General features: G+C 71.5%; 11 protein-coding genes. 4 read left to right on the top strand and 7 right to left on the bottom strand.

The window, feature by feature from the left end; all coding sequences use genetic code 11:
• Positions 1-200 precede the first annotated feature (200 nt).
• The 3 genes from P3T34_RS09235 (at position 201) to P3T34_RS09225 (ending at position 4,027) form a co-directional block, all read left to right on the top strand.
• Entirely contained in the window at positions 201-1,340 is a 1,140-nt protein-coding gene (locus tag P3T34_RS09235) for a low temperature requirement protein A (protein ID WP_280665518.1), read from the top strand.
• A gap of 14 nt (positions 1,341-1,354) precedes the next feature.
• Positions 1,355-2,536, top strand: a complete 1,182-nt coding sequence (locus P3T34_RS09230; RefSeq protein ID WP_280665517.1) for a hypothetical protein — start codon at positions 1,355-1,357, stop codon at positions 2,534-2,536.
• Positions 2,537-2,665: 129 nt separating this feature from the next.
• Complete coding sequence (locus tag P3T34_RS09225) at positions 2,666-4,027, top strand: glycosyl hydrolase family 28-related protein (protein ID WP_280665516.1); 1,362 nt, start codon at positions 2,666-2,668, stop codon at positions 4,025-4,027.
• A gap of 6 nt (positions 4,028-4,033) precedes the next feature.
• On the opposite strand, the gene P3T34_RS09220 is transcribed toward P3T34_RS09225, so the two are convergent.
• The 4 genes from P3T34_RS09220 to P3T34_RS09205 all read right to left on the bottom strand — a co-directional run bounded on the left by P3T34_RS09220 (position 4,034) and on the right by P3T34_RS09205 (position 7,417).
• Complete coding sequence (locus P3T34_RS09220; protein WP_280665515.1) at positions 4,034-4,837, bottom strand: amino acid ABC transporter permease; 804 nt, start codon at positions 4,835-4,837, stop codon at positions 4,034-4,036.
• Positions 4,834-5,496 (bottom strand): ABC transporter permease subunit, encoded by a 663-nt coding sequence (locus tag P3T34_RS09215; protein ID WP_280671919.1) that lies wholly within the window; start codon positions 5,494-5,496, stop codon positions 4,834-4,836. Before P3T34_RS09215 ends, P3T34_RS09220 begins: the two co-directional genes overlap by 4 nt.
• A 2-nt stretch (positions 5,497-5,498) precedes the next feature.
• On the bottom strand, positions 5,499-6,431 hold the full coding sequence (locus P3T34_RS09210) for a glutamate ABC transporter substrate-binding protein (protein ID WP_280665514.1): 933 nt from the start codon (positions 6,429-6,431) through the stop codon (positions 5,499-5,501).
• Between the two features lie 146 nt (positions 6,432-6,577).
• Positions 6,578-7,417 (bottom strand): neprosin family prolyl endopeptidase, encoded by an 840-nt coding sequence (locus tag P3T34_RS09205; protein WP_280665513.1) that lies wholly within the window; start codon positions 7,415-7,417, stop codon positions 6,578-6,580.
• Between the two features lie 129 nt (positions 7,418-7,546).
• On the opposite strand from P3T34_RS09205, the gene P3T34_RS09200 reads away from it, so the two are divergent.
• Complete coding sequence (locus tag P3T34_RS09200) at positions 7,547-8,905, top strand: helix-turn-helix transcriptional regulator (RefSeq protein ID WP_280665512.1); 1,359 nt, start codon at positions 7,547-7,549, stop codon at positions 8,903-8,905.
• 17 nt (positions 8,906-8,922) lie between these two features.
• On the opposite strand, the gene pip is transcribed toward P3T34_RS09200, so the two are convergent.
• The 3 genes from pip to P3T34_RS09185 form a co-directional block, all read right to left on the bottom strand.
• Complete coding sequence (pip, locus tag P3T34_RS09195; RefSeq protein ID WP_280671917.1) at positions 8,923-9,903, bottom strand: prolyl aminopeptidase; 981 nt, start codon at positions 9,901-9,903, stop codon at positions 8,923-8,925.
• A 143-nt stretch (positions 9,904-10,046) separates the two neighbouring features.
• Positions 10,047-10,748 (bottom strand): hypothetical protein, encoded by a 702-nt coding sequence (locus tag P3T34_RS09190; RefSeq protein WP_280665511.1) that lies wholly within the window; start codon positions 10,746-10,748, stop codon positions 10,047-10,049.
• 81 nt (positions 10,749-10,829) lie between these two features.
• Positions 10,830-11,486 (bottom strand): hypothetical protein, encoded by a 657-nt coding sequence (locus P3T34_RS09185; RefSeq protein WP_280665510.1) that lies wholly within the window; start codon positions 11,484-11,486, stop codon positions 10,830-10,832.
• Positions 11,487-11,585 lie beyond the last annotated feature (99 nt).

Here is an 11,585-nt window from a genome sequence, read left to right as displayed (position 1 = left end):
GGTGGACTGCGGGGTCAGCATGCAGCATCACGCAGAGTCGGGATGCAAAATGGCAGACACATGGGCAGATCTTCATATAGCGGTCTAATGTGCTCTCGAGGTGCTCTCGGTGCTCTCGCGGTGCTCTCGCGCAGCTCGGGGCAGGTGAACGCGCCTCTGCCTGCCCGCGCGCGGCACCGAACGTCTGCAACACTCTGCCGGTGACCCGATCGAAGAACGTGCCCCAGCCGGCCGAGAATGTACGACCGATGGAGCTCTTCTTCGACCTGGTCTTCGTCTTCGCCATCACCCAGATCGCCTCCGTCCTGGCCGCCCGGCCGACCGCGGAGGGCCTGGCCCGGGCCATGGTGCTGCTGGTCATCACCTGGTGGATGTACGGCGGTTACGCCTGGCTGACCAACGCGCTGGACCTGGAGCGCACCGGGCCCCGGCTGCTCCTGCTGGCCGGGATGGCGGCGTTCTTCGTGATGTCGCTGGCTGTGCCGAGGTCGTTCGAGACCGGCCCGTGGGGGCTGGTGCTCGGGATCGCCTACCTGGCCGTGGTGCTGGTCCACACGGTCGGCTTCCTCAACACCTCCGGCCGCGCCGGCATCGCCCGGATCGGCCCGCTCAACCTGGGCAGCGCGCTGATCGTGGTGGCAGCCGGCGCCGCGCCGGAGCGGTGGAAGCTGGGGGTGCTGGCGCTGGCGTGCGTGCTGCAGGTGCTGACGCCGTTCCTCGGCGGCACCGGGGGCTTCACGGTCGGGGTCGGGCACTTCGTGGAGCGGCACGGTCTTGCCGTGATCATCCTGCTCGGCGAGTCGATCGTGGAGGTCGGCGCGGCCGCCACCCGGCAGCGCGAACTCCCGGTGGTGGTGCTGGGATCGCTGCTGGCGCTGGCCCTCACGGCGGCGATGTGGTGGCTGTACTTCGATCGGGAGGAGCGCGAGAGCGAGCGGCTGCTGGAGCGCGTCGGCCCGGAGCAGCGCCCGCGGGTGGCGCTGTACGCCTTTGGCTACGCCTACTACGTGATGATCCTCGGGATCGCCGTCTCCGCGGTCGGGATGCAGGAGGCGATCAACTCCTTCGACGCCCCGCTGCGCGGGCTGCCGGCCGGGCTGCTGTCGCTGGGCTCGGCGCTCTTCCTGCTGGGCCTGGCCTACTTCCACCGCGTGCTGGCCGGCCGCTGGCCGTGGCCCCGACTGGTGGGTGCGCTCGCGGTCGCCGCCGGGGTGCCGGCCGCGCGCTGGGGTGGCGGGTGGCAGGCGCTGGTCGTCACGACGGGCGTCCTGGTGTGCCTGGTGCTGGTCGAGCAGCGGGACGGGGTGGGTGCGTCACCGCCTATCGTTGATCTTGAGTAGACCGAAGGAGTCCCATGTCTGACGCCGTCTCACCCAGTTCGTCTGCTGCCGCGAGCCGGGAGCGTTGGCGGCTGGTCCGCGCGCACCTCAACCGCAACCGCTTCACGCTCACCCGCCAGGTGCTGGACGCCCTGGCCCCCGAGCGCCTGGCACCCGGGACGCCGATGCTGGCGCGTCCGCACTGGGTCCCCGAGGCGCCCGTGCCGCTGGAGCGGGTGCGGCTGCGCTGGCGCCCGGACGCAGCGCCGGCGGTCATCGACGGCGGCGAGCGCGAGCTGGACGGGACGCGGGCGCTGCGCGAGGACGGCACGCCGTACGTCTACTACGCCGACGCCGTGCGCGAGCTCGCCCCGCCGCGACTGTTCGAGGGCCGCAGCTGCTACCGCCTGCTGGAGGTCGGCACGGACCGCGCCGAGCCGGTGCTGACCTTCGGTCCCGGCCAGTACTTCGACATGATCAACGTGGGCGAGGCCGCCGCCCACGAGTACGCGGCGGCCGCGCTGGCCGGCGGCGGGACGGTCGACGAGCGGGCCACCCCGTTCCGCGCCGCCGTCGCCGACCCGACCGACCTGGCCCGGCGACCGGTGATGGCCGCGACCATCACCCTGACCATCCGCCACGACCGCGCCGCCGGCACCGCCGAGTTCCTGCTGCACTGGCGCGACCCGGCGAAGGTGGCCAGCGGCGGCGGGCTCTGCCAGGTGATCCCGGCGGGGATGTTCCAGTCCTCCTACGACGCGCCGTGGAACGAGGCGCACGACTTCGACCTCTGGCGCGCCATCCTGCGCGAGCTCAGCGAGGAACTGCTGGGCGGCAGCGAGGACTACGGCAGCGACCTCGCGCCGATCGACTACCAGGCCTGGCCGCTGCACCAGGCCCTCGGCGCGGCGCGCGAGCAGGGCACGCTGCGGCTGTACTGGCTGGGCGTGGGCATGGACCCGCTCACCTACGCCGCCGACCTGCTGACCGTCGCGGTCTTCGACGCCGAGCTGTTCGACGAGACCTTCCGGGACCTCACCGCGGCCAACGAGGAGGGCCACCGGATCGGCGCCGGCGCGGACTCGCTCGGCATCCCCTTCACCGCCGAGCAGATCGACCGGCTCACCGACGCGTCGTCGGCGACGGACCGGATGCAGCCGGTCGGCGCCGCCCTGCTCCGACTCGCCTGGCGCCACCGCGAGGCGCTGCTCGCCTGAGCTCACCCCTCCTCTAACTCGCTTGACGATCTTGTGGCGAGGCTGCGACGTTGAGCGCCCGGACGTACGAGAGGAACTCAGAGCATGCAGCTTTCAGGGGCAACGGGAGACAGCACACGACGTCGGGCCTTGTTCGCCGGGGCCATCGCCGGTATGGCGGGCGTCGCGCTCGGCGCGGGCAGCGAGCCCGCCGAGGCGGCCACCGTGACTCCGCCGGACTGGCAGAACGTGAAGGACTTCGGCGCCGTCGGTGACGGCGTGGCAGACGACACCGCGGCGATCCAGGCCGCCATCAAGGCCATACCCGGCGGCGGTGTCGTCTACCTCCCGTCCGGCACCTACCGGATCTCCGCCGCCCTCACCGTCACCAGCGGCCTGACCTTCCGGGGAACGGGCGCGCAGTCCACGTTCGTCGTCCAGTCGTCGACGACGGCGGACGGCTTCGCCGGCACGGACCTGCTGTTCGTGACCTTCGAGAGCCTGAGCATCGACGGACCCGGCTCCACCTCGGGCACCGGCATGGGCGTTCACTTCACCCTGGCAGCCCACGCTGCGACCCAGTACGTCACCATGCGGAACTGCATGGTGAAGAACTGGGGATCGGACGGCATCAACATCGCCATCCCGATGGTGTCCTCCTTCAACGGGGTCATCGCGCAGACCAACGGGGGATACGGCTTCAACATCCACACGAACGCGGACACCGGCCCCGCCGGCACCTCGTGCCAGTTCACCAGCTGCTACGCGAACGCCAACACCGTCGGCGGATTCCGGCTGCACAAACTGACCTACTCCCAGCTGAGCGGCTGCGCCGCCGACAGCAACCCGGTCGGCTACGAGCTCGACTTCCCGTGCGGGATCTCGCTCAACGGCTGCGGCGCCGAGGTCAACGCGACCGGAATCCTGGTCAACGGCGGCTCGGTCGTCTCGCTCAACGCCGTGTACTTCTACGGAAGCACCGGTCCCTGTGTCCAGCTCGTCAACGGGGCTCAGTCAGTCTCGATCACGGGGCTGTCGGACATCGAGCCCACGGCCGGTGCGAACTGCGTCACCACCGACGCGACCTCCTCCGCCTTCCTCAGCGCAGTCGCGAGCACCCGGCCGAACAGCCTTCTGGGCCCCCACCCGATGCTCAGCACCGACGGCCTGTACGCGAAGGGCTACACCTATCTGGGCGGGACGGTGGAGGCGCAGAACCACCTCATCGCCACCAGTGGCAACGTGGCGATCAACACCGCCGGCTTCGGCCTGACCATCAAGGAGGGAGCCGGTGCCAAGATGGGAGTCTCCACCCTCGGCGGCGGCACCGTCACCGTCATCACCGCCGGTGTGACGGCGAACTCCCGGATCATGCTGTCAGGACAGAACGCCAGCGGGACGCCCGGCAATCTGTACGTCAGTTCCCGTACGCCCGGCAGCTCCTTCACCATCACCAGCACGAGTACGACGGACACCCGCGACATCGCGTGGATCCTGGTCGAACCGTCCTGAACATCCCTAGGGGCGCCGTTGGCGCTGCTCCAGCCAGTTCGCGGTGCGCGACAGTGCGCCGTTGATCAGGATGAAGCAGGCCGCGGCGACCAGGTAGCTGGGCAGCACGTTGTGGTAGTACTCGCCCAGCACCTGGGCCTTGTGCAGCAGTTCGAGATAGCTGACGACATAGCCGAGGGTCGAGTCCTTGAGCAGCCGGACGAGTTGGCTGACCAGCGCGGGCAGCAGCTTGCGGACGGCCTGCGGGACGACCACCGCGCGCATCGCCTGCCAGTACGTCATGCCCAGGCTCTGGGCGGCCTCCAACTGCCCGCGCTCCTGGGCGAGTACGCCGGCCCGGAAGATCTCCGCGACCACGGCGGCGTTGCTGAGCGCGACCGGCAGCACCAGCTGCCAGAAGATCGGGAAGGTCAGCCCGGCCCGGGGGAGTGCCAGCAGGAAGATGTACAGCAGCAGCAACAGTGGTACGGCCCGGAAGAGTTCCGCGTAGAGCCGGGCCGGCCCGCGCACCCAGCGGCTGCGGCTCAACCGCGCGAGCGCGACCACGGCCCCCAGCGGGAAGGCGATGGCCGCCGCCACTCCGGTCACCAGCAGTGTCTGGCCGATCCCGGTCAGCAGGAACCGGATGATCGGCCACTGGGCGAAGAGCGCCCACTGGTCGGCCGCCAGCTGTCCGTGGTCGGCGAACTGACGTAGCGTCAGAGCGAGTAGCGCGGCGATCAGCAGCAGCGAGACGCCGGTCGCGATCCGGATCCGGCGCCGGGCGCGCGGTCCGGGGACGTCGAAGAGCAGCCAGCTCTCGTCGCTCATCGCCGCACCGCCACCCGGCGCTCGACCCGTCCGGCGAGCAGGCCGATCGAGAGCGTGATCAGCACATAGACCACCGTGCTGGCGGCGAAGCCGGTCAGCGGGTTGTCGTAGCGCAGGGTGGCGAACTCGGTCTGCCCGGTCAGCTCGGCGACCCCGACGGCCGCCGCCAGCGAGGTGCTCAGGGCCAGTGCGATGAAGACGCTGGCCAGCGGCTGCACCATCGACCGCAGCGCCTGCGGCAGGATCACCTGCCGGATGCACTGGCCCGAGGTCAGCCCGAGCGCCCGGGCTGCCTCGGCCTGCCCGAGCGGTACGGTCCGGATGCCGGCGCGCAGCACCTCGCAGATGAACGCGGCCCAGTACAGCGCCATGGTCGCGGTGACGGTGAGGAAGAGCGAGAAGAGCAGCCCCACGTCGGGCAGGCCGAACACCGAGAGCACCAGCAGCACCAGCAGCGGCACATTGCGGAAGACCGTCACATACGCGGTGCCCAGCGCGCGCAGCGGCGGCACCGGGCTGATCCGGCAGACCGCCAGTAGCACGCCCAGCACCAGCGCGCCGGTGAAGGCCAGCCCGGTCATCGCGAGGGTGAGCAGCAGACCGTGCCCGAGCTGGCCCAGCGTCGCCCGCATCGCACCCGGCATCGCGCTCGTCAGCATCGTCAACTGCCCTGCGCGGAGCCGATCACCGGCGGCGTCGGCGGGTTGCCGGTCAGCGCGGTGCCGATGGTCGCCTGCCACAGTCTGGCCCACGCGCCGTCCGACTCGATGGTCCCCAGCCACTCGTTGACGAAGGCCTTCAGCTCCGGCGAGCTCTGCGGCAGGCCGATGCCGTACGGCTCGGTGGTGAACGGCTGGCCGACCACCTTGACGCTCTTGTCCCGGTACTGGTCGCCCAGCAGCAGCGCCTGGTCCAGCACATAGGCGTCGGCGCGCCCCTGCTCGACCGCCTGCTCGCACTCGGCGTTGGTCTGGAAGAGGATCACGTGGGCCGTCGGCGCGTACTGCTTGATGTCGTTGGCGGCGGTCGAACTCGACTCCGTGCAGACCGACTTGCCGGCCAGGTCGGTCACCTTGGTGATGGTGGTGTTCGACGCGCCGACCAGGATCGCGTCCCCCGAGGAGTAGTAGGGCCCGGCGAAGGCGACCTTCTGGGCGCGGGCCGGGGTGATCGTGTAGGTGGCGAACACCGCGTCGACGGTGCCGTTCTGCAGCAGCGCCTCGCGGGTGTCCGCGGTGACCTGTACCAGGTGCTCGCTCGGCTTGCCGGTGATGTACTTGGCCAGCATCTGGGCGAGCCCGGCGTCGAAGCCGGTGAGCTTGCCGGTGACCGGGTCCTTGAGCGAGAAGAGGGCCGCAGCGTCGGTCCCGCCGACGTTCAGTGAGCCACGGCTCTTGATCTTGGCCATCAGGCTCCCAGCCGGGATCGCCGAGTCGGGCGCGACCGGCGCCGAGGCGATCACCTGGTCGAAGCTCTCGCCCGACGGGGAGCCGTACTCCACCGGAAGCCCGTTTGCGCCGCTGCTGCACCCGGTGAGTGCGGCGGCCAGGGAGAGCAGTAACGCGGCGGTGCCGGTGGTTGTTCTCGTTCCCATGCAGTACCCCTCGATCAGCTGTGCTGCGGCGGTGGGATTCGTGTCCGCACAGCATGACCAACTGTCAACTCGGCTGTCTAGAGGGGGCGTCGGGGTCGAGCAGGTGGGGCTGGCGGGGTCGGCCCCGCTGCCCCACCATGCTGAGGTCAGCAGGGGCCGGTGCCCGCGCCGCCCAGGTGGAAGGAGGTCGGGGTGACGCGGCCCGCGCTGTAGAGGGCCGGGCTGGTGGCGGTCACCGCGAGGTCGGGCTTGTCGGTCGAGCCGTAGAGCCGCAGGCCGTCGATCCAGCCCGAGCGGGCGGAGCTGCCGGGGCGGCCGTCGCCCATGGCCTCGCAGGTGGCGCCGGTGGCGTGGGCCACCTCGCCGAACGCCGTGACGACCTGGGCGCGCTGGTAGTTGCCGCTCCAGAGCGAGCCGGGGAAGTAGCCGACGGGCTGGTCGTTGTAGAAGAGCCACCAGTCGCCGGCCAGGTTGTCGATGGTGAACCGGGCGGCCGTGCCGGGGCGGACGGCCATGCCGGCCTTGACGGTGCGGGAGACCTGGACGAATCCGCAGGCGTTGTAGCAGCTCTCGGCGCCGTTCACCCAGTGGTAGACGAACAGGTGCGGGCGGGTGTCGCCGTTGAGGCCGAGGTCGACCGTCCAGCCGATCTCGACGGTGGACTGCCGGTCGCTGGACTGCAGGGCCAGCTCCTGGAGCGAGTGCGAGTCGAGGTCGCCGGGCTTGATGCCCGGGTCGGACTGGAGCATCCGCACGCTGGCGCCGGAGACGTCCGTGATCTGCCGGCCCGAGACGTAGTCGTAGCACGCGCCGTACCAGCAGACCGGCCCGCCGCCCGAGCTGCTGGTGGTCGCCGCTGCGGCGGCGAGCGCGGGGAGCGGGGCAGGGGCGCGGGTGGCGGCCTGCGCGCCGGGGGCGGTGACGAGCAGGGTGGCGGCGGTCAGCAGGGCGGAGGCGGCACCGAGGATCGTTCGGCGGATGGGCATGGAGGGCTCCGTTCCGAAAGCAGCAAAGCAGTTAAGTCTGCTGTAACTGCGGTTATGTTGCGGGTTAAGCTAGTGGTGCCGACTGCGGCACGCAATACCCTGTGCGGGACGGAGACGAGGAAGGGCACCATGGCAAAACCCGAGGACCGCGCCGAGATCGGCCGGCGTGTGCTGCGCCTGCGCACCGAGCGCGGGCTGACCCAGCGCGCCCTGGCGGAGCCGGCGTACACCGCCGCCTACATCTCCACCCTGGAGTCGGGCAAGGTGAGCCCCTCGGAGACCGCGCTGCGCTACCTCGCCGGTCGCCTGGAGGTCAGTTTCGAGCAGCTCGCCACCGGCCAACCAGCCCACCTGGCCACCGACTTGAGGCTGCGGCTGACAGATGCGCGGCAGCTCCTCGCCGCGGGCACCGCGCGCCAGGCCGAGCAGGAATTCGCCGCGCTGGCCGCCGAGGCCGCCGAACTCGGCCTGCCGGCCGAGCAGTCGGCGGCGCTGGCCGGTCTCGGCGACTGCGCGACGGAGGCCGGCGCGCTGGACCGCGCCATCGAGTACTTCCAGCAGGCCGAGGACCTGCTCGCCGAGGCCGGCGCCCCGCTCCCGCAGCGCGTACCGGCCCTGCGCGGACGCGCCGTCGCCCACCTGCTGGCCGGTGAACTGCGGTACTCCTGCTACCTGTTGGAGACCGCGATCGACCAGCTCAACGCGGCGGGGCTGCACGACCCGAACGCCCTGCTGCTGCTCTACTCCGCGGTGATCGCCCCCTACCTGGACATGGGCGCCCAGGCGCGCGCCGCGCAGGCCGCCGAACTGGCCCTCGCCCTGGCGCCGCAGGTCACCGATCCCGCACTGGTGGCCCGGATGCACCGCGGGGTGGCCCGGACGCTGCTGGCGGCCGGGCGGGCCGCGGAGGCGGACGCCTCACTGGCCCGCGCCCAGGAGCTCTACCAGCAGCTCCAGATCCGCTCCGAGCTCGCCCACTGCCACTGGATGCGCGGCTATCTCCGGGCCCAGGAAGGCGACTTGGCGCAGGCCGAGCAGGAGCTGCGGACCGCGCGCGGCATCCTGGCCGACCGCCGGGCCACCCTGTACACCGTGCAGATCGACGTCGAACTCGCCGACGTCCTGCGGCGCCTGGGCCGGCCCGACGAGGCGGAGCAACTGCTGTCCCAGCTGATCGGCGGCCTCGGCGTCGGGCACGGCGCCGTCCACGCGGGCGGCGCGCGCCGACTGCTCGGGCTGATCGCCGAGGAGCGCGGCGACCTGGAGCGCGCCGAGCAGCAGTACCGCGCCGCCCTCGACCTGCTGGAGCCGGCCGGGGCGGCGGGGGACGTCGCCGACCTGTGCCGGCTGCTGGGCGACCTGCTGCGCCGCACCGGCCGGATCGAGGCCGCGCTGGACGTCTACCGCACGGGGCTTGGCCATCGCGCGACCCCGGGCACGACCACCCTGGGCCCCGCGCCGGCCGGGCCCCCGCTGGGCCGGGTCTGAGACCGGCCCAGTCAGGGTTACCGCCCGCTCTTGCCGAACTGTGCGATCGCCTCCAGGATCGTGGCGCGCATCGTGGGACTGCCCGTGTGGCCGGCGTCCTCGATGATCTTGAGTTCGGCGTCCGGCCAGGCCTTGGACAGCTCCCACGCGCTCGTCAGCGCGCAGCCCAGGTCGAGTCGGCCCTGGATCAGCACGCCCGGGATGCCGGCCAACCGGTGCGCGTCACGCAGCAGTTGGCCGTCCTCCAGCCAGGCGTTGTGGGCGAAGTAGTGCGCGCAGATCCGGACGAAGGCCATCAGCGAGTCGTCGGTCCGGTTGCTGTAGGCACCCGGGCTGCCGAGCCGCTCGTGGGCGATCACGGCGTCCTCCCAAGTGACCCAGTCCCGCGCCGCCTTGAGCCGGACCGCCGCATCCGGTCCGTTCAGCAGCCGGTTGTAGGCGGCCACCAGGCTGCCGCCCCGGTCGGCCGGCGGCAGCCCGTCACGGAAGGCCTCCCAGGCGTCGGGCAGCAGGCGGCGCAGGCCGTGGTAGAGCCAGTCGATCTCCTCGGGCCGGCCCAGCATGATGCCGGTGATGATGATCTCGCTGACCCGCTCGGGGTGGCGCTCGGCGTAGGCGAGGGCCAGGGTCGAGCCCCAGGAGACGCCGTAGAGCAGCCAGCGCTCGATGCCCAGGTGCTCGCGCAGCCGCTCCATGTCGGCGATGAGGTGGTCGGTGGTGTTGTGTTCGAGGCTGACGGCCGGGTCGCAGGCGGGCGGCAGGCTCTCACCGCAGCCGCGCTGATCGAAGTGGACGACCTGGTAGACGTCCGTGTCGAAGAGATTGCTCCAGCCGCGGCGTCCGCCGCTGCCGGGGCCGCCGTGCAGGCACAGCGCGGGCTTGCCATCGGGGTTGCCGCTCGCCTGCCAGTAGATCCGGTTGCCGTCGCCGACCTCCAGGAGGCCGCGCGCGTACGGTTCGATCGGCGGGGAGGGCGGTGTCTGCTGGGCCACGGTGATCTCCTCCAGAGGGGCGTGAGGGAACAACCGGGCAAGGCTAGTTGACAGTTGGGGTGGTGTCTGCCGAATTACCGGCGGCCGGGAGCGGCTCGGGCCCGCGTCGCGGGGTGCGACGCGGGCCCGGGTGCTACGGGACTACGGGTTTACCACCAGCCGTGGAACCAGCTGCCGTTGCGGTGGTTGTAGGCGTAGGAGGAGGACGACGCGGGCTTGCCGGGCGTCTTCGTGGTGGTGGTCGTGCCGCCGGCGGCGGGCGCCGGGGTGGCGGTGGTGGGCGCCGGCGCGGTGGTGCCGGCGGTCGCGCCGGTGCCGGTGATGTTGTTGTAGCGGTAGGGGGTGTAGTAGCTGGTGGGCCAGCCGTCCAGGGAGCTCGCGTTGAGGCTGCCCTGGTACTCGTTGGTGAGCTCGCTCGGGTTGTTCTCGGCGTAGAAGTTGAACGTGCCGGCCGACTGGTCGATCCAGTTGCCGAACAGGATCACGTGGTCGGCGGTGTAGTCGAGCGCGTCACCCGGGGCCAGCGCGGAGCTGGAGATCTGGGTGGAGACGTCCGGCAGGGTCTGGGTCACCAGGCTGTCGTTGAGGTGCCAGGCCATCGAGACGTAGCCGGAGCAGTCCTCGCGGTAGCTGCCGTTGGCGTCGGTGTAGTTGGCGCCCTGGTTGTAGGGCACGCCCTCGGTGACCCAGCTCTGGGCCCGCTGGATGACCTCGTCGCGCGAGATGCTGCCCCCGACGGAGGAGGTACCGGTCGTGGCGGCGAAGGCGGGCGTGGCGATCATGACCGAGGCGACACCGACCCCGAGGAGTCCGGTGAGGCAGCGGCGCAGGGCGGGTCCGTAGCTGGACATGGGAGATCTCCAAACACGTACTGGTGGCGGGGGATTCGGTCGGGGGAGGTGGTGCGGGGGGAGATGGTGCGGGGGTTGGAGCTAGCCGAGCTGACCGGCGACGGCGGTGAGCACGTCCTGGTCCGCTCGGGTGTCATAGGGGGCGGCCTGCGTCCCGGCCCACTCGTCGAAGTGGACGATGGCCAGGGAGGCGCCCTGCTGCACGGCGTACAGGTGGTTGGTCTGCGGGCCGGCGGCGGAGATGCCCTCGACGCCGGTCCACTTGCGGGACCAGGCGGTGCCCTGCGCGGTGGTCGCGGTCGCGGCGACGGTGGCGTCGTCGGCGAGGTGCGACTTGGCCTGCAGAGCGCGGGACTGGCTCTGGCAGGCGCCCATCCTGGCCAGCAGGTCCTGGTAGGCGGCCTTCGCGGCGGGGGCGTCGTGGAAGGTGAAGACGTCCTGCTCGGCCGGTGTGCGGTAGACGCTGATGTAGGCCTGCTGCTGCCAGCTGGTGGCACCGGCCACCGACGCGCACTCGTTGAGCTGGATCCCGCCGGCCACGGCCTGGGTGCGGGCCGGGGCGAGCAGCTTCCAGCCCTCGACGGCGCTGTCGGGCAGCTGCGCGACGGAGAGCCGGGCCGGTGTGGCGTCGATCGACGCCACGGGGGCCGGCGGCGGCGTCGCGGCGGCTGCGGTGTGGCTGCTGCTGCTGCCGCCGCAGGCGGTGGCGGTGACCAGGGCGGTCAGCACACCGAGCACGGCGACTGCAGCGGTACGGACGGGTCGAGCGGGTCGGACAGGTCGGACGGTGCTGCTGAATGGGCGCGTGGAACCAGACATAGGGCGTCTTCCTAGCGG

Origin of the sequence: Kitasatospora sp. MAP12-44 (assembly GCF_029892095.1) — a bacterium.
Classification (GTDB): Bacteria; Actinomycetota; Actinomycetes; order Streptomycetales; family Streptomycetaceae; genus Kitasatospora.
Note: the sequence above shows the minus strand (reverse complement) of the source record. Positions and strands in the feature narration are given on the sequence as shown.

What these genes read in the sequence shown, in the direction of transcription:
- P3T34_RS09190 (WP_280665511.1), bottom strand. Translation starts at nt 10,748, where the DNA reads ATGTCCAGCTACGGACCCGCCCTGCGCCGCTGCCTCACCGGACTCCTC.
- P3T34_RS09215 (WP_280671919.1), bottom strand. Translation starts at nt 5,496, where the DNA reads ATGCTGACGAGCGCGATGCCGGGTGCGATGCGGGCGACGCTGGGCCAG.
- P3T34_RS09205 (WP_280665513.1), bottom strand. Translation starts at nt 7,417, where the DNA reads ATGCCCATCCGCCGAACGATCCTCGGTGCCGCCTCCGCCCTGCTGACC.
- P3T34_RS09210 (WP_280665514.1), bottom strand. Translation starts at nt 6,431, where the DNA reads ATGGGAACGAGAACAACCACCGGCACCGCCGCGTTACTGCTCTCCCTG.
- P3T34_RS09230 (WP_280665517.1), top strand. Translation starts at nt 1,355, where the DNA reads ATGTCTGACGCCGTCTCACCCAGTTCGTCTGCTGCCGCGAGCCGGGAG.
- P3T34_RS09220 (WP_280665515.1), bottom strand. Translation starts at nt 4,837, where the DNA reads ATGAGCGACGAGAGCTGGCTGCTCTTCGACGTCCCCGGACCGCGCGCC.
- P3T34_RS09200 (WP_280665512.1), top strand. Translation starts at nt 7,547, where the DNA reads ATGGCAAAACCCGAGGACCGCGCCGAGATCGGCCGGCGTGTGCTGCGC.